Source organism: Bacillus sp. OTU2372, from assembly GCF_038440275.1.
Taxonomy (GTDB): Bacteria; Bacillota; Bacilli; order Bacillales; family Cytobacillaceae; genus Neobacillus; species Neobacillus bataviensis_B.
Genome location: NZ_JASATK010000010.1, coordinates 1 through 20,516, shown reverse-complemented (window position 1 = coordinate 20,516; position 20,516 = coordinate 1). Strand labels below are relative to the sequence as shown.

Annotated in this window: 15 protein-coding genes and 4 pseudogenes; 13 read left to right on the top strand and 6 right to left on the bottom strand. The window is 36.6% G+C overall.

Annotated elements, in window-relative coordinates; translation table 11 throughout:
- Nucleotides 1-377: 377 nt before the first annotated feature.
- Both AAHB15_RS16535 and AAHB15_RS16530 read left to right on the top strand, forming a co-directional pair.
- Nucleotides 378-1,599: pseudogene (locus AAHB15_RS16535) on the top strand (IS110 family transposase).
- Between the two features lie 384 nt (nucleotides 1,600-1,983).
- Nucleotides 1,984-2,178, top strand: a complete 195-nt coding sequence (locus AAHB15_RS16530; RefSeq protein WP_342042810.1) for a hypothetical protein — start codon at nucleotides 1,984-1,986, stop codon at nucleotides 2,176-2,178.
- 270 nt (nucleotides 2,179-2,448) lie between these two features.
- Here the strand turns inward: AAHB15_RS16530 and AAHB15_RS30215 are convergent.
- Nucleotides 2,449-2,733: pseudogene (locus AAHB15_RS30215) on the bottom strand (DUF3916 domain-containing protein); the annotation flags it as partial.
- Between the two features lie 67 nt (nucleotides 2,734-2,800).
- Between AAHB15_RS30215 and AAHB15_RS16525 the strand changes: the two are divergent.
- The 4 genes from AAHB15_RS16525 (at nucleotide 2,801) to AAHB15_RS16510 (ending at nucleotide 6,688) form a co-directional block, all read left to right on the top strand.
- Nucleotides 2,801-3,331, top strand: coding sequence for a transposase (locus tag AAHB15_RS16525; RefSeq protein ID WP_342042809.1), 531 nt, complete (start codon nucleotides 2,801-2,803; stop codon nucleotides 3,329-3,331).
- A 704-nt stretch (nucleotides 3,332-4,035) separates the two neighbouring features.
- Nucleotides 4,036-5,268, top strand: a complete 1,233-nt coding sequence (locus AAHB15_RS30210) for a COG4705 family protein (RefSeq protein ID WP_446715873.1) — start codon at nucleotides 4,036-4,038, stop codon at nucleotides 5,266-5,268.
- A 156-nt stretch (nucleotides 5,269-5,424) separates the two neighbouring features.
- Entirely contained in the window at nucleotides 5,425-6,225 is an 801-nt protein-coding gene (locus AAHB15_RS16515; protein ID WP_342042808.1) for a COG4705 family protein, read from the top strand.
- A gap of 358 nt (nucleotides 6,226-6,583) precedes the next feature.
- Complete coding sequence (locus AAHB15_RS16510; protein ID WP_251573320.1) at nucleotides 6,584-6,688, top strand: YjcZ family sporulation protein; 105 nt, start codon at nucleotides 6,584-6,586, stop codon at nucleotides 6,686-6,688.
- Between the two features lie 539 nt (nucleotides 6,689-7,227).
- Here the strand turns inward: AAHB15_RS16510 and AAHB15_RS16505 are convergent.
- Nucleotides 7,228-8,511 (bottom strand): annotated as a pseudogene (locus tag AAHB15_RS16505) (IS110 family transposase).
- 302 nt (nucleotides 8,512-8,813) lie between these two features.
- On the opposite strand from AAHB15_RS16505, the gene AAHB15_RS16500 reads away from it, so the two are divergent.
- The gene (locus AAHB15_RS16500; protein ID WP_342042807.1) at nucleotides 8,814-9,884 is read left to right on the top strand and encodes an LLM class flavin-dependent oxidoreductase; all 1,071 of its coding nucleotides are present in this window, start codon (nucleotides 8,814-8,816) and stop codon (nucleotides 9,882-9,884) included.
- Nucleotides 9,885-10,419: 535 nt separating this feature from the next.
- Here the strand turns inward: AAHB15_RS16500 and AAHB15_RS16495 are convergent.
- Both AAHB15_RS16495 and AAHB15_RS16490 read right to left on the bottom strand, forming a co-directional pair.
- Nucleotides 10,420-10,932 carry a CBO0543 family protein gene (locus AAHB15_RS16495; protein ID WP_335575119.1) on the bottom strand — a complete coding sequence of 171 codons (513 nt, stop codon included), beginning with the start codon at nucleotides 10,930-10,932 and terminating at the stop codon, nucleotides 10,420-10,422.
- 196 nt (nucleotides 10,933-11,128) lie between these two features.
- Nucleotides 11,129-11,308: a hypothetical protein gene (locus tag AAHB15_RS16490; RefSeq protein WP_335575120.1), complete on the bottom strand. Its 180-nt coding sequence runs from the start codon at nucleotides 11,306-11,308 to the stop codon at nucleotides 11,129-11,131.
- A 335-nt stretch (nucleotides 11,309-11,643) separates the two neighbouring features.
- On the opposite strand from AAHB15_RS16490, the gene AAHB15_RS16485 reads away from it, so the two are divergent.
- Complete coding sequence (locus AAHB15_RS16485) at nucleotides 11,644-13,314, top strand: GMC family oxidoreductase (protein WP_342042806.1); 1,671 nt, start codon at nucleotides 11,644-11,646, stop codon at nucleotides 13,312-13,314.
- A gap of 523 nt (nucleotides 13,315-13,837) precedes the next feature.
- Here the strand turns inward: AAHB15_RS16485 and AAHB15_RS16480 are convergent.
- On the bottom strand, nucleotides 13,838-14,188 hold the full coding sequence (locus AAHB15_RS16480) for an HNH endonuclease (RefSeq protein WP_342042805.1): 351 nt from the start codon (nucleotides 14,186-14,188) through the stop codon (nucleotides 13,838-13,840).
- Nucleotides 14,189-14,215: 27 nt separating this feature from the next.
- Complete coding sequence (ltrA, locus tag AAHB15_RS16475) at nucleotides 14,216-15,589, bottom strand: group II intron reverse transcriptase/maturase (RefSeq protein WP_342042804.1); 1,374 nt, start codon at nucleotides 15,587-15,589, stop codon at nucleotides 14,216-14,218.
- A gap of 1,745 nt (nucleotides 15,590-17,334) precedes the next feature.
- On the opposite strand from ltrA, the gene AAHB15_RS16470 reads away from it, so the two are divergent.
- The 5 genes and pseudogenes from AAHB15_RS16470 to AAHB15_RS16450 all read left to right on the top strand — a co-directional run.
- Complete coding sequence (locus AAHB15_RS16470; protein ID WP_144561785.1) at nucleotides 17,335-17,550, top strand: (4Fe-4S)-binding protein; 216 nt, start codon at nucleotides 17,335-17,337, stop codon at nucleotides 17,548-17,550.
- Nucleotides 17,551-17,581: 31 nt separating this feature from the next.
- Nucleotides 17,582-17,872 (top strand): GNAT family N-acetyltransferase, encoded by a 291-nt coding sequence (locus AAHB15_RS16465; protein WP_166262147.1) that lies wholly within the window; start codon nucleotides 17,582-17,584, stop codon nucleotides 17,870-17,872.
- Between the two features lie 1,268 nt (nucleotides 17,873-19,140).
- A complete protein-coding gene (locus AAHB15_RS16460) occupies nucleotides 19,141-19,716 on the top strand; it encodes a TetR/AcrR family transcriptional regulator (protein ID WP_342042803.1) in 576 nt (191 codons plus the stop codon).
- Nucleotides 19,717-19,792: 76 nt separating this feature from the next.
- Nucleotides 19,793-20,239, top strand: a complete 447-nt coding sequence (locus AAHB15_RS16455; RefSeq protein WP_342042802.1) for a PaaI family thioesterase — start codon at nucleotides 19,793-19,795, stop codon at nucleotides 20,237-20,239.
- Between the two features lie 76 nt (nucleotides 20,240-20,315).
- Nucleotides 20,316-20,516: pseudogene (locus tag AAHB15_RS16450) on the top strand (MFS transporter); the annotation flags it as partial.

Below are 20,516 nucleotides of genomic sequence, written 5' to 3'. Positions count from 1 at the left end.
TATTGTGGTCCTATAACTTTTTTCCTCTTGTAATTAGAATACTAAGGAAAGCTGCTTCGAGGAATATATTACCACAAAGTTGGTGTAAATTCCTTTTTTTACTAAACTGCCCCATTAGCCATCCATGAATCGCTAAAAACCAGCTCTTCACCACAGAGAATGAAAATGTTTTTAAACCGTCAATACTGATTCTACAACTGGAGAGGAAGGTCGATGAACTATGGTGCGTTAAAGCCCATCCGTTAGTCTGACTCCAACGACCACGGTGCACCACTGACTGTCGCTCCCTTACGGCAAGCACACATGGTAGATTAATCCTATTCTGGTTGCTGCACCAGCCTACAATATTATTGTGAGTCGTAGAAAGGATGTTTTCAATGGAAGTAGTCATTGAAAGAGCATGCAGTATGGATGTCCATAAGGACAATATTACTGCCTGTATTTTGACACCTGAAGGAAAGGAGATTCAAACGTTCTCTACTAAAACTGTATTTTCATTACAGTTGGTTGACTGGATTAAACAACATAATTGTACCAATGTCGCCATGGAGAGCACGAGTGTTTATTGGAAGCCTATTGTGAATTTACTAGAAACTGAGGATATTGAGTTTTTAGTGGTGAATGCACAACACATGAAGGCTGTCCCCGGACGTAAAACAGATGTTAAGGATGCAGAATGGATTGCTAAACTTCTTCGTCATGGACTGTTGAAAGCTAGTTACATTCCAGATCGCAATCAACGGGAACTACGTGAACTCGTTCGATATCGTCGGAGTATCATTGAGGAACGTGCAAGACAAATCAATCGAGTCCAAAAGGTATTAGAAGGAGCGAACATTAAATTGGGTTCAGTTGTTTCAGACGTTTTGGGTGTTTCAGCTCGAGATATGCTTGACGCTATTGCCAAAGGGGAAGAGGATCCTGAAAAACTAGCAAACTTTGCATGTCGCTCAATGAAAAAGAAGAAAGACGAACTGGAACTCGCACTTAAAGGTTATATTCAATCCATCAACGTCTAATGTTAAAACGATTTTAAGACATATTGACTTTTTGACTAAAGAGATTGAGATGTTCGATCAAGAAGTAGCGAAAAGAGTACGTCCCAACCAAGAAGATGTGGAACGATTAGATTCTATTCCTGGTATAGCCACCAGGATGGCTGAGCAACTTTTAGCTGAAATCGGAACTGATATTAAGAAACAATTCCCAAGTACAGCCCATATGTGTTCCTGGGCAGGTTTGGTTCCTGGACAAAACGAAAGTGCAGGCAAAAGGAAATCAGCTAAAACCAAAAAAGGAAATAAGTATTTGAGATCAGCATAAACTGAAGCAGCTCATTCAGTAAAAGGTTCGAAGAACTATCTAGGAGCACTGTATCGACGAACAGCATCACGAAAAAGCAAAAAGCGAGCCGGAATAGTGGTCGCTCATGCTATGTTACGTATCTCTTATTATCTCTTAACACGGAACGAAATGTATGTAGACTTAGGCGAAGACTACTTTGATAAACAGAGACAGCAATCCATTGTTCGGCATTCACTACGAAGACTTGAAAGTTTAGGATACACAGTTACTTTACAAGAACCAGAATCATCTTAATCTATTCAACTCGATTGGAAAGATCAATGAATTAGGCGCTCTCCCCTTTTTTAAAAATGAATGAGCTGCGTTTTCTTTAGTATTGCCTTTTTTCCTGAATTACAGAAGTTTATTTTCATGGTAGTTTAAGTACATTTCTTTACAAACTGCTGTAAAGATTAAATTTAAGGAAAATGGCTCCAAAATGGAAGCTGGTACTCTTGCATCCGTCGCTTTAAGTGCACTTTCGACTTACCCCGCATAATTAGTTGTGACTACGAGTTAATGGGCGAACACTTAATACCTTATGGTTAGATACCTTTAAAGAAAATGTCATGAATTACCCTAAAAAAAATACAATGATATTCGAATTATTTTCCAGGTAGAGATAAAGGAGTTAAGAAAATGAAGATTCCTATCTATGATTTTATATTAATTTGTTTAGGTCTGAGCTTTGGTACATATCGAATCTTTATAGATGATAATCATCGGGTTAGTAATGAATTTGCTGGAATATTATCATATATTTTATCATTATGGATCTGTATTTCATGTGCAAAGTCATTAAAAGGGATAAATAAGTCAAAGTCGGATTCGTAGGATTGTACTGTTACAAAGGAAATTATTATCTAACGCATTACGGCAATAAGAAATTGAAAGGGTAGTTATTTTGAAGGAATTTACTGTTTGTTATACTTTTGAAAAAGGCGTTCCTATTGAGGAACGCCCCCTAACCAAGTGGTGCTACGAAAGCATTCTTAGAATGCATTGTAGCATAATAATACTATTTCCCAAAATCTTATTAATAAATTAATCTATCGCACCGCGTTTGTTTAAGTGGAATTTTTCACAAACTTATTAGTATTAAGATTAATTTAATTCACCTATAAACCACTTTTCTCCTTCTGAATAGTGATCCTCTTCAGAGATTATTTCTTTAAAACCTTTTATTTGTAAGTCAGAGGGGCAATTAAGTTCCCACTCTTGAATAAGATTTCTAGATGCATCTAAAGGTTTCCACTTTTGTTCTTTACTGTCTCTTTAAAAAAATCCACCAAACCAACTTTTATTGGGTAATACTACAATTTGGGAGTCAAATAAATCTGGGAGACTAATTAATGCGTAAAATCTATTTTCTTCTTGTACTTGCTTCTTATATTTTTTAAGTAGTTTACTCGATTAATTAAGATTTGCAATCGACTTTTTGACTGAAGAGATTGAGATGCTCGATCAAGAAGTAGCGAATAGAGTACGTACCAACCAAGAAGATGTGGAACGATTAGATTCTATTCCTGGTATAGCCACCAGGATGGCTGAGCAAATTTTAGCTGAAATTGGAAGTGATATCAACAAACAATTCCCAAGTGCAGCCCATAGGTGTTCCTGGGCAGGTTTGGTTCCTGGACAAAACGAAAGTGCCGGGAAAAGGAAATCAGCTAAAACCAAAAAAGGAAATAAGTATTTGAGATCAGCATTAACTGAAGCAGCTCATTTAGTTAAAGGTTCGAAGAACTATCTCGGAGCACTGTATCGACGTACAGCATCACGAAAAGGCAAAACGAGAGCCGGAATAGTGGTCGCACATGCCATGTTACGTATCTCTTATTATCTCTTAACACGGAAAGAAATGTATGTAGACTTAGGCGAAGACTACTTTGATAAACAGAGACAGCAATCCATTGTTCGGCATTCACTAAGAAGACTTGAAAGTTTAGGATACACAGTTACTTTACAAGAATCAGAAGCATCTTAATCTATGCAATTTCTAAGATCAATGAATTAGGCGCTCTCCCCTTTTTTAAAAACGAATGAGCTGCGTCTTCTTTAGTATTGTCTATTTTTCTGAACTACAGAAGTTTATTTCCATGGTAGCTCAATAAGAAAAAAGCCACCAACAATGGCAGCACTTGATCTAAACCCTAGTACCAATTAGCTCAAAAAAAATGAATAACCCTTTACATTTTATGTATATTTTTTCTTCATATTTTGAAACTTATAAAAGATTAAGATAACTAACATCAGTCAAACCCAAATAAAATACCTCCAGCTACTAAAAAGTTATTTATATAGCCTTTAAGAAAATCTGGTAAATACCTGTATCTGCCCCACCACGACTAATTAACCAAGAGTCTGCAAATGATGTTCCAAAATTAACACTTGTATTTATTAATTTTTTTTCATTTATTACCTTTAAATAGAAAAAATTGAGGTTTCGCATAAGGGGCAACATTGTAGTTCGGTTAAGGGGAAATACCCATATTTTTATTTTGCTCAATGACTAAAATTTTATTAGCAGTATATAACACAGTTGCCACTAATAAAAAAATTATGGAACTTAATTGACACTTAACATATGTTTAATTGATTTTTAATAAAAACACCAAACCAATATATTATAGTTGAATTTGTTGATTAAACCTGTAAAAAAATGATGCTTACAAAAAGGAGATGAGTTTTTTGTCAAAAAAATTATCAGCCGCTGAAAAAACGGTGCTGGTAGAACCAGTCGTTAACCAATTGTTAAGCAAGGTACCGAAAGTTACTATTTTCTTCTGGATAATAAAAGTATTATGTACAACTGTGGGTGAAACGTTTGCTGATTTCATAAATTTTAACCTTGGATTCGGTTTAACTCTGACTACTATAATTATGGGAATAGCGTTTTTCATTGTACTGTTTCTTCAATTCAGAGCAACTAAATACGTTCCAGGCATTTATTGGACAACGGTTGTTCTTATAAGCGTTTTTGGAACGTTGGTAACTGATAATTTAACAGATGGTATGGGTGTACCGCTTGAACTTAGTACAGCCGTTTTCTCCCTGCTTCTAGTTTTAACTTTTCTCTTTTGGTATTTAAGTGAAAAAACTCTCTCGATACACTCGATTTTCACAAGAAAAAGAGAAGTTTTTTATTGGCTTACCATTCTTTTCACTTTTGCACTTGGAACAGCAGTCGGAGATTTATATTCCGAGCAACTCGGTTTTGGTTATCTTAAAACAGGAATAACCGTTATTATTATCATAGCTTGTGTATTTTTGGCATATAAATCAAAACTTGATGGGATATTAGCATTTTGGGTTGCCTATATTCTTACTCGTCCACTCGGAGCATCGCTAGGTGATTACTTATCTCAGCCAAAAGTTAATGGCGGGTTAGGTTTGGGGACAACCGTTACTAGTGTAATTTTTCTTGTAGCTATTCTAGCAATCATAATTCTCCTTGCTGTTACAAGAATTGATATAAACTCAAAAAGTGAAGTAGCAGAAACGAACCAACCGAACGGAAGCAAGAAAAATGTTTTGACACAAACCATTGTGGTACTATGTATTTTCTTACTTGGTGGTATAGGCGGTTATATATGGAGAAGTAATAATATAGGATCGCAAACCACTTCTTCACAAGCTACATTAGGTGGACAATTAACAAATTTCGCTACAATTGAAAATAATATGCTAAAGGATGTAACCTCCAATAATTTTACCTTAGCGAAGAAAAGTGCGGACGATTTGGAACATCAATGGGATACATCAGAGCCTAAACTTAGGAAAATAGATGGTACAACATGGACAAAAATTGATGGCACTATTGACGTTGTGTTAGCGGCAGTACGTTCATCAAGCCCTGATGTGAGCAAGTCCAAATCTGCACTTAAAAATTCAATTAGCGTACTAAACGGAGCAAATAAATAAAAATCTTAGGAATCGCAAATAGCGGTTCCCTTTTAAAATTTACATGCAAACTATTTAATTTTATTTTAAGAGGAAAGAAAAGTGCTAATCAAAGAGGAAAAAGCTACTAAAAAATTGATCAATTTTCATTAAAGATTATTGGAAGAAGGTCGTAATATGAACAAGTCTTTATCGGTCACCATGAATCAGTCAAAAGAAATGCTTGCTAAAGTTCCAGAAATTACACTCTACTTTTGGATTACTAAGCTGCTGACAACTGGAATGGGTGAGGTGGCATCCGATTATTTATTCGAGAATCTAAATCCACTCATTTCAGCACCCCTAAGTGTTCTCATTTTTGTAGCCGCAATGATATTACAGTTCAAAGTACGCCGATATATACCAAATGTCTACTGGTTAGTTGTCGTCATGGTTAGTATATTTGGCACAATGGCTGCAGATGTAGTTCGTGTCGGACTAGGCATTCCCTACATCGTTTCAACCATCTTCTTTATGGTGGCACTCGCTGTCGTTCTCATAACTTGGTATTCCAAAGAAAAAACTCTGTCCGTACACAGCATCTTCACCCGTCGCCGCGAGATCTTTTACTGGCTCACCGTACTGGTAACATTCGCACTCGGTACCGCCGCAGGGGATATGACCGCATCAAGCATGCACTTGGGCTACTTATCTTCAGGTTTATTATTTACTGTCTTGCTCGTTATTCCAGCTTTGGGTTACCGATTATTTGGTCTTAATGAAATTTTTGCTTTCTGGTTTGCCTATATCATGACACGTCCAGTAGGTGCATCGTTCTCGGATTGGTTAGCAGCGTCTCATAGCCACGGTGGACTGGGAATAGACAAAGGTATGGTTAGCCTTGTTTTACTAATTTTTATTATTCTCCTTGTCGTCTTTAGAGGAGGCTCACCCGCAAAAAGCTTGGAATTTAAGGACAAAAAGGAAATAGCATCTTAGTAAATTGATCCCATATGATACGAAGACTGCCAATTTGTAAAAGATAAAATACTGATTGTGCCTTAAATGCTATTTGGTACGTCGGGAACCTTTTGCTTTTATGAAATAGTTTGTCTAGTACGGAAGAAAAGTCGATTTTCACAGTTGGAAGATCGACTTTTCTTTAACTTTGTGAAGAAATATGATAATTGATAAAAGGATTTTTTATTGGCGGAAAGTAAGGAGTGGAAGGTGGCTATGATTCCCTTCCTCGACGTGCGATTAAACAACTTTTTAAGAATAATTCCATACTTGTCCATTTCAAGTTATCTCCTACAGCATAAAATGTATTACCTCTTAGATAAGGAGGTGAGTTTCAATGAGCTATGACGGCGGTGGAATGGGCACAAGTTTTGCTTTGATTGTTGTTCTATTCATCCTTTTAATCATTGTTGGGACATCCTTCATGCGTGTAGGATACTAATGATTGTCTAGGTAAAATAATGTCATTAAGAGGGTGTCTAGGAATTTAATTAGAACCCTCTTTGTAATGCAAACTTTGCAATTTGGGTCAATTACGTTCTAAAAAAATAAATCCCTTGTTCAACTATCCTCCCTCTATATAGAAAGGAAAATCTCTCGATTTCTCTTGTTTTCTCTGAATTACGCAGTAGTCTGTTTTTAAATTCATTTGAATATTGGAAGAGTTGTGTACTAAAGGATAATTTTGGGAGCAAAGTGAAAAAACAATTAATAGCTACCAAACCAACTTTATCCAAAATATGGATATTTAGGTGAAGTATGGTCGCACTGGTGGATCTCCACATTTCTCATGGAGGTCAATCCTCCCATTTCTCACAGAGTCTTTGCTCCAAAATTCCTTCGTCCAACCTTTCCATGAGGTGGATGTCAGTCATGCTGCCCGACAGGGTCATTGCCCGTACTTTAGTTGTTTTACTGACTAATCCTTGCTTCAAATGTTTATAACAATTAACCTACTAATTAATATCAATGAAAAGAGAATTAAGCTGCTGTAATCTGTAATGCTGTCATATGAGGAATATCCCTTAACATACGTTCTTCACTAAATTCACACTTCTTTTTACCGAAGGTAAACAGTATACGTATGAGCTTATTACATATTGCGATTAGAGATTGCATCTTCTTCAAAGGATAATTTGGGCGTTTTGTAAAATACTCATGTAAAGCTTTATACTTAGTATTTTTAGCCACCAAAGGCATTGCTACTCGAAAGAGGAGAGCTCTTAAGGTCTTCCTTCCTCTCTTAGTAATTTTGGTTTGCCCTTTATGCTTTCCAGATGTATTTTCCTTTAGACTAAGCCCAGCTAATATGATAATCTGCCTTGGGTGAGTGTAGTAACTTAGGTCTCCTACCTCTGAAAAAAAGCCAGCAATTGTGTCTTTCCCTATTCCCTTAATTGCCAACATTTGTTCAACACCAGGAATTTGTTCAAGAAGTTTGTTAGATTCCAGTTCTTCGAACTTTTCAATAATGAGTTCATACTACTCTATTAATGTGCGAAGCTCTAATTTAGCCATATCCGAACCTGCACGAATGCCAATTGAAACCATTGCAACCTGCTTTAGTTCTTTTATTTTACTGAGTCCCACCACACGTTTAACAGCTTTTCGAAGGTGTTCAAGTATCTCTTGTTCTGTAAGATTGATTAATTCATTTGGCAATAAATTAAGTTTTAATAATTGTATTGCAGCCTTACCTTCCCAATCTTTAAAGACGGTAAGGAATTCTGGAAAGTAGCGATCTATCCAATTATGGACTTGTCCTTGAACTGCTTGAAGGTCAACAGATAAGAGATCACGTATTTTTCGAGCCACTCGAAGTTCTGCATAGACTCCTTGTGGAATATTAGGTTCGGCAAATCTCCCGTCTTTGACCAACTGTGCAATAACTCTAACATCCTTTACGTCATTTTCAGTAGGAGAATTATCATCTAACTCTTTACTTTTCTTTACAAGCATAGGATTTACGACTACAAACTTAATCTTTTGTTCCTTAAGGAAGTGGGCTAAATTAAGCCAATAATGACCTGTCGGCTTCATTCCTACGATCTCTTTTTCCATTTTGTTTTGATCCATCAACTTTTTAAGCCACTCTATGAAATTGTTAAAGCTAGAATTTGTATTTTCAAAATAAAAGGGTGCCGAAAATTCTAAACCTCTAAAGTCTTGTGCTCTTGCCACATGCTTGTATTTAGTAATATCAACGCATATAATTAATGTTTGAGAAGTAATTTGAGCAATCTTTTCATTTTGGTTAGAATTCATTTAAATAGCCTCCTGGTATTTATGTTTGTGTCCTTTTTGCCGCCAAGCTTTGGACACTCGCATTTTACCAAGGGGCTTTTTTATGTTCAAACCTCATATTTCTACGAATGCTGCCCGTTAATTTCAGTGGAAATCTTCACAATCTATTGTCATCTTGTAATAAAAGAGATTTTTGCCCACCTAATAGCCTTATTTACTTGTTCTCGGAAAGTTATGAATAATTGAAGGATAAATTCCTTTTTTCGAAGGGTTGAATAGTATTAAACAAAAGCTTTTTTACATTATTGCCGGGGGAGAAAAACTTGAGGGCTGAAAATCATAATAGTATGGAAATTGGAATTTATTCATTAGCGGATTTATACCCAGATCCACTAACAGGGAAAACAATCAGTGCAAAGCAGCGGATAGAAGAAATTATCAAGGTTGCAAAAATGGCTGATGAAGGAGGTCTCAATGTATTTGGTGTAGGTGAGCATCACCGTTTAGATTACGCTGTGTCCTCACCGCCGGTTATCTTATCGGCTATTTCACAAATCACAAAAAAAATTAAGCTGACAAGTGCTACGACAGTATTATCCACCGTAGACCCTGTTCGCTTATTCGAGGATTTTGCAACACTTGATCTTATATCAAATGGGCGGGCTGAAATCATTGCGGGACGTGGGGCTTTTTTAGACTCATTCCCACTATTTGGATATAATGTGAATGATTACGAAGAATTGTTTGAAGAACACATCGAGCTCTTTCTAAAGCTAAATACCAAGGAATTGCTTACCTGGAATGGACGTTATCGCCCATCATTGAAGGATGCAGAAATTTCTCCCCGTCCTGTTCAACAAAAAATTCCAGTATGGTTAGGTGTTTCAGGGACTGCGAAAAGTGCAGAACGAGCCGGCAACTTAGGGACTGGCTTAGTATTAGCCATACTTGGCGGTGATCCTAACTTTTATAAGCCGCTTGTTGACCGATACCGAGAATCGGCTTCTCAAACCGGTCATTCTCTGGAAAATTTGAAGGTTGCGGTTACCGGACACGCATATATTTCAAAAACTAATCAGCAGGCAATAGAAGAATTTTATCCGTATCATTCAAATTATTGGTATCACATCAATCGTCACCGTGGGAATCCTGTGCCTTTAACAAGAGCAGATTTTGAAAGGGCGTCTAGTAAAGAAACCGCCCTTTTTGTTGGAAGCTCTCAGCAGATCATCGAAAAAATTATGCGCCAATACGAGCTGTTTGGTCACCAGCGATTTATTGCGCAAATAGATATAGGTGGTATGCCATTTAAAAAAGTTGCCGAAAACATAGAACGATTGGCAACAGAAGTAGCACCAGTTTTACGTAAAGAAACCAAAAAAAACTCATCCTAGAATTTCCTTCTAATTTTAAAGAAAAAGTAAATGGTGAAGCTTTTAAAGATTTATCGTAAACACAAAAAGTAAAGGCAGGATATAATCCGCATATCGCCTAATCCAACCTATTTAACACAGATATTAAACTATCCTACCTTTTAATTAAATAACGGAAAATCGAAAATGGACTGCTAAAGCAGCCCATTTTTTGTTAATACAGATAGGTAAGGCTTTGAAGTTATCGCCACCTTTTGTCGGGTAGAAGGGCAACCTCTCAGTCACCGTCCCCCCTAAGAACCGTACGTGTTAGTTTCCCAACATACGGCTCAAGCATGCCTTTGTCCAAGCTTTGGTTAGATTAGTCCTGATAGTTTCTTGCCCTTGATATATCTCTTGACGCTTCTAAGTTGAATGTCATTTGGAGTTTCTCCCATAGCTGGGAATACCTTGTGGTATTCAAGAATAGAGTTTAAAGCTGCTCCCCAATGTCTTTATCACAGAAACTCTTTAGTTTTTTAGATTAATTCTAGTGTTGGTACCAATTTAGGTAGTTTTATTTCATTTTGCTAACAGGGACTTTAAAGAGCAATAACAGTCCTACAATGATCAGTACAGACAGCCCATAGGCTAATAATGGCTTTTTGTAATGGAGCCGTATAAAAGGCAATTGAACAAGATAAAAAATCACAGACCACCCGAAATTCCAACCATTATGGTAACTCATTAAACCATTTATGTTGTTTACTAACTCGACGATAGAAAAAAGAGTCACCCAGAAGATGATCCAGGCAACCTGTTTTACCCATCCAGTTGGATACCGTCCTAAATATATAAACACAACGGATGGATAAGAGATAAACGATACAAGCAGATTGTTCAAAGTATGATTTGGAATAATATCGGTTGGGTCATATACCCACAACGGATAATTATATGTAAGAAAGTTATATAAAAGGTCCAGCAGAATGACAAAGAGAAAGGTGGACTGATAATTCTTCCAGTTCCGCCAATCTCCCCAACGCCATGCCGCAAGAATCCATAACAACATGCGTACAATAATGTACATTTACAACATCCTATTACAATAAATTTTCAGCTATTATATTATGACTAATTTTATTTAAAATATGCGTTGCTTCCTATTGCTAATTATCCGCCAACAGATACGTTAACTCTTCAACAAACTGTCCCGATTGTTAAAAAAGCTAATGACGATTGTTCTACTAAACTGCCAGATAGCTTAAGTACAAACTTTCACAATCTTACTCTGATTTGTTTTTTCTCCTTTTTACTGTTTCTCTAAAAATACCTACCACCCAATAAATCACCATAGGAATTAAGCAATATCCATCTTTTCCGTGTTGAGTCAGGTAAATCACTAAAATTGCAAGAATCATACCCGTTACTAACATATAAGTGTCAATTTTTTCTCTGACTCTCATTTTAATTTCTCCTGTTTATAAAATGATTTTCAGAATTTTAACATATCAATATTTCCTATTGGGCTTTATGACTGTTAAACATTTGAGGTGAAATTGCATAAAAATGTCCCGTTAATAAATAAAAAATAACATGCCGCACATATACAAATACATACTATTTCCTTTAAGAGAAGCAAACCACTATTAATTACATTTGCCCCTTAAAAAGTAAATCGGCTACCAAAGACTCAGCGGTACGAAGGTAATATGGACACTCACACATTGGTGGATATTCGTCATATAAATAAAATAAGGCTCTTAGTCAGACTTAATACCCTTTGGAGAGGAATGATAAAATGTCCGCAAATAATACCTTCGATTATATTGTAATAGGTGCGGGAACTGCTGGTGGGGTAATTGCAAAGAAATTATCGGATGACATAACAAACTCTGTAATTGTCCTGGAACCAGGAACAAATATGGTTAAAGAACTAAGCAGTCCTTCTGGGGCAGTATCAGGGATTTTGGCTTCTGATAATAGGCATTCCTTTAATATGCTTACAAATGCAGAGCCAAGTATTGGGAATCAGCAGCTTAGAATATCAAGCGGCAGAACAATCGGGGGAAGCTCCGAGCATAATGCCATGTATGCTGTACGGGGAAGCAGTGAACTTTATGATGAGTGGGCACAAATAGTTGGATCTCAATGGAGTTATAACAATGTCAGTTCTTTATTCATAAAAAATGAAACTTATACAGGAAAGACGCAAGAACCCGAAGAACGCGGAAGAAACGGCCCCATTTTTGTCAGACAGCAAACTATTCCAAAGGATGGGCTTACCTATACGTTAGCAAAAGCAGCATCAGATGTATTAAATATTCCCATTGTCGAGGATTACAATACTGGTATAAGGGATTGTACATTTTTTAAATCGCAATTTTTAAATAAGGAAGTGAATGGACACTTCGTTCGTTCATCTACTGCCACTGGATATTTAAATAGAAAAATTGTAACACAAGGAAATGAGTTCCATCCTGATGAAGATGGAGTTGGCCGCAGAAATTTAGTTATATTGGCTAAAACAACCGTGAATAAAATTCTATTTGAAGATAATGGAGAAGTTCAAATTGCCGTGGGCGTTGAATTTGTCCGAAACGGTAAATCAAATAGAGTATACGCTAAAAAGGGGATTATTGTTAGTGCAGGCAATTTTTCCTCTGTTATATTACAACGTTCTGGAATAGGGAACCCGGATGATCTGGCTAGAGCAGGAATTGAAACACTTATAAACAGCCCCAATGTGGGGCATAACTTTCAAGCCCATTTTACGACGGGAATGGGAGTAGAAGTTAAAACCAAGCGGATTTTAGATCTCATGTCTGCAGACCCAGACAATCCATTTCCACTGGGAGCTTTTAAAGGAGACGGCAGAAGTGGAGGCCGACGCCTTCAAATATATGGATCCCCAACACCAACGTTTCTCCCCACTCAAGATGTACTGGTTAATAATTGGGGGTTTGATCCTAAAAAGCAGAGCAATATTATGAGCATTGGCCTTTTTGACCTAAACCCAAAAAGCAGGGGTACTATATTGGCCGCACACAGCGATCCTGAGGCCTATCCTTCCATCGACCTAAATCCGCTTGGAAATCCTGATGACCTCGATTTCATGGTTGATCAGTATATTGAGACCTTCCACATTATGACGAAGGCACGTGAACTTGACCCTGAAGGCATTTATAAGGTGGTATATCCACCTGAAAAAATCTTTGAGATAAGCAATAAGGATGTACAGCGTAAAAAATTAGAAAGTTACGTAAGGGCTTCTTATCGCAATATCTTCCACTTTGGAGGTCAATGCAAGATGGCCAGGAGTATTCATGACGGAGTTGTAGATGGATATCTGAATGTCTTTGGCACTTGGAACCTGAAAGTCGCCGATCTTTCCATCTCCCCCATTTTACCAGATGGCAACACTTCTATGCCTTCCCAAATGATTGGTTTAAATGCCGTTAATTTTATTTAGGACCAAAAATAAATAGAAAAAATTGGGTTTAATTTAAGACAAAGCTATATAACAAGTAGTCCATCTGTTATTAAAAATGAAAAAGAACGTTGGTTAGAAATTGATCAACGTTTTTTATTTTATAAAAAATTCGTAATATCCTGTGTTCAACAATCTTTGGGTTCAATTTCTTCTAATCACCTCCAAAATGCCGCCTTAATTCGCAGCAATATCATAAACAGGTGATTTTTACACAAAGGAGGAAGCTCAGCTTTTATCTTGGCGACATAATTCAATAACAATCGAAATTACAACCTGGTGAAGGTAGTTGGTGTTTTTATTTGGTATTATAGTAAATTAAGTTAAATTATGTTCTTCAACAAGTCGAATAGAAGGGAGCCTTTCTACCTTGCGGTAGATTGTACTCCACCCATAGGAATAGGTAAGAGGGGTCATTTACTTTTAAAAGCAGTCAGCCCCTCTTTTCCCCTCCTTCGCACCGTGCGTGAAAGTTTCCCTTCACACGGCGCTCCATCTATCATGTTCAAACATTATTTATTAGTTTGTCTCGGTATTCGTTTAGCTTTTTATTAATTGATTTTTTTAAAACACCGCTATAATCCTTTTGATTATGTATCTTTTTATGACATTCAATACAAACCGTAGCTAAATTATTTGTATTATTTGTTTCACTAATTGGCAGATATGGACGGACATGATGGATATGTACAGTTCCTTTATCCACCTTTGCTTTACATATTCTGCAATTGCCCTTATCTATGTTAAAAACATAGGCTCTATTCATGGCGTATTCAAAGTTATACTTTTTGTCAGTAGTTCCTTTTCCAATTAGATTAATTAAACTGTCGCTTAACAATTCATCAGCTCTTGCCATGATAGTTTTCTTGCCTGTATTTCTTTTTTAGATTGCTCTTCCCTTCGGACTGTAGTGAGTTTCGCTTTGGTTCTTTTGATTTGTTTTTGTCCATTTCACGAAAGATAATCGGGTTGCCCCAACTTTCATATCTCCTAAATGTACCGCTGGTACTTGAGTTTTATAATTTGAATGTACCGAAGGTAAGTTAGAGGTTTGGTTAGCCGGATACCATTTCGCACCAAATCTTTTTAAGGATTTATACATGGTGTATGTTAGACTTTCATCAATTTTTCCCAAGCTGACAGAGACATGAGTTGCAGGAGCGTAATAATTAACAATACCTCGAATGGAACTATTATATAGACTAATTAGTCGCAAAAGGTCATTTTTATCTTTTGCTCGCCTTAAGTTTCTTGCCTTTTCTTTTAATACTTTTCGCTTATCTATTAGTCTTTTCCTATTTGGTTCCGTTTTGGTGACATGCCCTTTTCTTGCATTCTTCCTTTTAATAACCTTATATTCAAATCCTAAAAATTTTACCTTTTGTCGTTTAACATTTGTAATTAATGTTTTCTCTTTTGACAGTTCAAGCTTTAGTTCCGTATCTAGATATTTTGAGATTGCATGTTTCCATTTTTCAGCATTATCCTTAGTTTTTGTAACTAAACACCAATCATCTGCGTATCTTACTAGGTAAGCTGGATTTAAACTAGTTTTTCTTAGTTTCGCTATTTTAAAGTCTAAGGCTTTATAATTATATTCGGTTTCAAATCCGTGCCATTGTTGATATATCCATTGGTCAAATCTATTTAAGTACACATTCGCAAGAATGGGGGAAAGTATTCCACCTTGCGGTGTTCCTATTTCATTTATGTGTATCTCATTCATAATTCCTGCTTTAAGCATTTGCTTTATGACCATTAAAAGTCTTTTATCACGGATCCCGATTCCCCACAGACTTTTTAACATAATTCGGTGGTTAACCTCGTCAAAAAACTTTTTTATATCTCCTTCTACTACCCAAATGTACCCCGTTGAGTGTACGATATTTGTAAGGCGCTCGAGTGCATGATGAGTACTTCTCATTGGCCGAAAGCCATATGAATGTTGGAAAAATCGACCTTCACAAATTGGCTCAATTACTATCCTTATACATTCTTGAATAATCCGGTCTATGATGGTGGGGATACCTAAGGGTCTCAATTCCTGCTTCCCTGGCTTTGGAATCCATACCCTACAGACTTTGTTAGCTTTATACTGTGATAAAGAGTTTTGAATATCGGTTATCGTTTTGTCATAACTTTGCTCAAGGTATATTCTAATAGTTATTTCATCAATACCTGCTGTCATTGCACCTTCATTACTTTTGATTTTATGAATAGCCGAAATAATAGTCGGTTTGGATGAAATGATTTCCATTAATCCTTTAAAACCGATGCTCGTGTTCTTTGCTTGTTCATAAAGGTAATCTTGTATGGAATTTAATTGTCTTTCTATTTCAACGATTCCGAGTGAATTTAGTTGCTGAATAGCCAATGATTTCCTCTCCTAATAGGAGTCCCATCTCGGCATCTGCGTCATTTCTGCTTACCTGCTTCCTAATTTCGCTGATAAATAATCGAATTACTTTTTTGATAGACTTAGGCTCTTGGCTCCACCATTTATTATCATGGATTCATTGCTACTATAGCCCTGCTGCCATGAAGGTTCAGTAATCATTTCCTATTACTTAGGTTTCTCCTACACTAAGAGACTTCTAACCTTCTTCACTTCACTTGTTCCACTCATCCTAGCTTTTCATATTTAGCCTTAGCCTAATCCTGTGAACCGCCTTCCAACTTACCGCTTGTTCTCTTTAGTGTCTAACGGATTCGTCTTTAGACCATTTCTTAAGGTATAAAATAGATTCCATATGAGGGAATATGGTTTCCATAAAAGGACCTCTCTTGGGAGGTAGACATCTTGTTATTCGATGAATCGTTCGTAACGACCCGTACATTCGGATTTTCGTCAGTACATTTGTACATTCTAGACATAGCTAATTTATAGCACCCCGACTACTTTGCTAACCACTTTTCAGGTCTGCTTTTCGCCGACTTCACCGAGCTTCGTACATTTCATGTAGTGCCATTCCATGCACGTCGGAGTATTAGACTTTTTCTCATGCACCACCATGAGTAATGGGAACATCCCCCATTAATAATCGAAAGAGTAGTTATATGTATAGTACATTCGTTGCTTTTATTGACGCTTTCGCGCCAGATTATGCGCAACAACAAGTCGCGCCCCTCACAGAACCGTGCTTGCACTATTAATGCACACGGCTCCTCCTAGTTACCATTCACAAAATGTAGCTAATCTCTTAGATTGAGATTTTGGTACTTCTGCTATCCTTAGTAGTTTTGTTTCCATTTATCCCTACCTCTGAGTGTAGTAAATGTTTCCCTAGTAAGGGCGATAACTGGTAGCTAGCCTTTCCTCCATCGGCATTACCCAACTTCATTGGTACTACGCTGCTATCCGACTCCCTACACAGCATTTGGTCTCCTTGCTTTTTATTGCTTGTACACCATACTCTTCTAACAAGAAAAGACCGGTAGGGTCTCCCGAGTTGCCGTATCATATCGATGTGTAACGTGCCAAGGTCTCTGACTCCAGAGAGGTTTTATCCATCTTGCCCCTAACGTAGGATAAAATGTTGCTTTCTGCTGCAGGTAAAGCATCAGCCCTCTCGATTTACTAACATTATGGAGCTCAATCCCTTCAACCATTTGGCTTTCGGCCCGCCACCTAGCTGTCTACGCTTAAAGACTAAAGTTACCTTTAGCCCTCCAAGACTCGCTACGAGCGAATGGCTAGTTCTTACTCGACATGAATCCCACCCGCTATATGATACGACCTAGGCTCGGCCGCACACCTGCCAGTTAGCACTTCACTACGACTACATTATTTTATTTTTAAATAACAAGTCTCAAATTGGAGATTCCTCATAACATAAAGTACTATTAAATTAATATTGTTTTTCAAAAATTTATCATGCTGCTACCAAGTGGCTCGATTGTTGGTAAAAACCCATCATACAGTTTTGTGAAATTTAGATTAGAGGAAGAATTAAGAGTAATTTAAAATTATTATTCCCACAGAGCTATTAGAAGGAGGATATTATGAGCGAGAATATTAAAACTTATGAAGCTGAAGGTATCAAAATATATTGGAAACCCAATATTTGCAAACACGCAGCAGAATGTGTAAAGGGATTGCCTAGTGTATTCAATACCCAGAAAAGTCCTTGGGTATCACCACAGAATGCAACAGCTGAAAAAATCATGGAAGTGATTGATCGTTGTCCAAGCAGAGCACTTACTTATGGGCAAAAATAAACAGAACTAAAAAAGTTAGGAGAATGAGGAAATGACTGAAATTAAAATGGGCAAGAATGAATTCTATATTGAGGAATCTAATGAAATTATTGCAAGAATTCAATTTATCCCAAGCGGAAAAGATGTAAATGGAAGAAATTTAATTATTGTAAACCATACAGTTGTATACGAGGGTCATAATGGTCGTGGATTAGGCAAAGAATTAGTAAACAAGATAGCTGAATATGCAAGAGATGAAAACTTATATATTATTCCTGTATGTCCTTATGCAAAAAGTGTTCTTGAAAGTAAGGAAGAGTATCAAGGTGTACTAGCAAATTGATGCCATTTTATTATATATGCGTTGAATCCGCTACACTTAACTGGACAAAAAAATAAGGTCAAGTAGACTAATCACTAAATCAAGGAATACTGCTAATTAGTATAAGAAATCCATACTAGCAACATCACTAGGAGAGGCGGGTATGCTAGCCTAGCTAGCAAGCCAGATGTCTTTGCCATCTGGTTTCCTGGCTGGCAAAGCATGACCCTGGAGGCTCCTTGTCAAGTTGCGGTTGTTACCTACTAAATTCGGAAGTCTATTATATCTTATTCGGTTATGGAGGAACGCCAATATGACAAGGACTAGAAGAACATTTACCCCTAAATTTAAAGCTCAAATGGTCAAACTATAAGTAGACCCCTCCACTTTACTGGAAAATTTTTTTGATATGTAATTAAAAAAGGGAGTACATTACTGGGGCTGTTGACAAACTAATAGGAATTTCAAAAACCTGTGTAGAATTTATTCTATACAGGTTTTTTATTGGGGGAATTCATATGATGGGTCATAAAGATGTATATCAAAGTAAAATGGGGTAGTACCAGGGAAGCTGTCACCACCCGCAATAAGAAAATGTCAACAATAAGTTATTAATTTTAATACTTCAAACACGTATACCCCCATCCTGTTTTAGATAGGGGTATACGTGTTTGAAGTGGTTAATTTTTTTATAAAGGATGCTTTAACAATAAAGTCGTTTAAAAATCTAAGTTTTATTTCACAATCGGGCTATTATATATAGTATCATCAACAAAACATTGATATGGTGCACCCTTTATCATTGTTTATATGTAACCACAGAATATGCGTTTAAGGACTTGGCTTGGAGCCTCTGTTGGTACGATTTGTCTTGAAAGGCTGAAGCTAAGGTTTCATCAGGCAAACGAGCCTATCATACCCACCTCTCCAAGTAAAGTCCTATCGTTGTTTACGTTAGAAACTATAATTACTTACTAAAGATAATAAGTAAACAAAGTTAGAAAAGTGGCTGTTTGGGTTTCGTTATTTACGAAGAATACGGTCAAAAATCATACTACATATAAACGCCCTTTAATGGAATAACTAAAATATGGCCTCAATCCTATAATCACTTAATTCTTATTTCACTAATGCACCCAGTTACTTTAAGTACATTTCTTCACAATCTCTTTGAAAGGAACAAGAAAATATCGATGTTAGCGTCGCTCATTACCCCTTACTGTTTGAATAGTTAGAATATTCTTTACTGATCATTCTAAAAATGATAAAATTTTAAAAAAGGGGGGAAAATGGCTAGACACAAAGAATTTGATGAAGCCGAGGTTTTACGAAAAGCAATGGTACTTTTTTGGCGAAATGGATATGAAAAAACGTCTATGCAAGATTTAGTAGACTATATGCACATACACCGTCGAAGTATTTATGACACATTTGGTGATAAACAGACGTTGTTTCTACGAGCACTACAACTCTTCGAAGAAATAATCGAAAAAAGAATGGAACAACAAATTAAACCTATTAATTCAGTCAAGTTAGCGACAAGAAGATTATTTGAAATGGTGGTTTTTTCAGATGAAGAAAAACCCCCAGGATGTTTAATTGTAAATACAGCTGTAGAATTAACCTTACATGACCAAGAAGTTGCTGACAGGATTAGTAAAAGCTTTGGAAAGACCGAATCATTTATATACGAACTACTATTGCAGGGGCAAATAAGTAAGGAAATATCCGATCAACTTGATATAGAAAAATCAGCTCAATTTATTCATAATTCACTTATTGGGGTAAGACTATTAGCCAAAACAACGAAAGATAAAGAGAAACTTCAAAACATCATTGATTCCACTTTAGCAGTGTTAGATTAACTTTTTTAGAATGAACGTTCTAAAAAGGCTATGATTTTGCTAATCTTTTTTATTTTTAATATGGAGGGTGAAAAGAATGAACCATTTAGAGTTCTTAAAGAAAATGGCAAAGGGTAAAATACCAGGTTCGCCCGCTGCAGAAGTAATCGGTTTTCACATAACAGATGTTGAGGAAGGGAAGGTTGTGGTCGAAATGGATGCTACGGAAAGATTACACAATCCGATGGGGACACTTCATGGTGGGATTTTATGTGACATATCAGATGCTGCTATGGGTTATGCATTTGTAACTACATTAGCTGAGGACGAAATTTTTACGACAATCGAAATTAAATTAAATTTCCTAAAACCTATTTTTAATTCTAGACTTCGAGCTGAGGGAAAATTAATAAAAAAAGGTTCATCAGTCGGATTGCTTGAGTGTCATGTATATGATGAAAAACAAAGACTCGTGGCACATTCTACAAGTACATGTATGATTTTGAAGGGAAATTCCGCTGGAAAAAGATATAAAATAGAATAATATAACTAATCTCTTGTTAAAAGAAAATCCATTCAAAGTGAGGTTTATCAATATTAAAAAGGTAAGGTGGGATCTAATGCCCTCTATTCTAACGGTTCCTTCCAAAACGAAAAGCGCGGTGCATTTACAAGAGAATAAACTCATTTTAATATGGAGTGTTACCACATTGCTGGTGGTAATGAATACAACCATGTTTAATGTTGCATTACCCTTTATACTTAAAGACTTGTCCTTAAACTCATCCATGGGCTCATGGCTGGTATCAGGTTATTCCATT

Coding starts and splice junctions, on each gene's coding strand:
- AAHB15_RS16480 (WP_342042805.1), bottom strand. CDS start 14,188: ATGGCAAGAGCTGATGAATTGTTAAGCGACAGTTTAATTAATCTAATT.
- AAHB15_RS16485 (WP_342042806.1), top strand. CDS start 11,644: ATGTCCGCAAATAATACCTTCGATTATATTGTAATAGGTGCGGGAACT.
- AAHB15_RS16490 (WP_335575120.1), bottom strand. CDS start 11,308: ATGAGAGTCAGAGAAAAAATTGACACTTATATGTTAGTAACGGGTATG.
- AAHB15_RS16470 (WP_144561785.1), top strand. CDS start 17,335: ATGAGCGAGAATATTAAAACTTATGAAGCTGAAGGTATCAAAATATAT.
- AAHB15_RS16465 (WP_166262147.1), top strand. CDS start 17,582: ATGACTGAAATTAAAATGGGCAAGAATGAATTCTATATTGAGGAATCT.
- AAHB15_RS16495 (WP_335575119.1), bottom strand. CDS start 10,932: ATGTACATTATTGTACGCATGTTGTTATGGATTCTTGCGGCATGGCGT.
- AAHB15_RS16460 (WP_342042803.1), top strand. CDS start 19,141: ATGGCTAGACACAAAGAATTTGATGAAGCCGAGGTTTTACGAAAAGCA.
- AAHB15_RS16515 (WP_342042808.1), top strand. CDS start 5,425: ATGAACAAGTCTTTATCGGTCACCATGAATCAGTCAAAAGAAATGCTT.
- AAHB15_RS16455 (WP_342042802.1), top strand. CDS start 19,793: ATGAACCATTTAGAGTTCTTAAAGAAAATGGCAAAGGGTAAAATACCA.
- AAHB15_RS16525 (WP_342042809.1), top strand. CDS start 2,801: ATGCTCGATCAAGAAGTAGCGAATAGAGTACGTACCAACCAAGAAGAT.
- ltrA (WP_342042804.1), bottom strand. CDS start 15,589: ATGGAAATCATTTCATCCAAACCGACTATTATTTCGGCTATTCATAAA.
- AAHB15_RS16530 (WP_342042810.1), top strand. CDS start 1,984: ATGAAGATTCCTATCTATGATTTTATATTAATTTGTTTAGGTCTGAGC.
- AAHB15_RS16510 (WP_251573320.1), top strand. CDS start 6,584: ATGAGCTATGACGGCGGTGGAATGGGCACAAGTTTTGCTTTGATTGTT.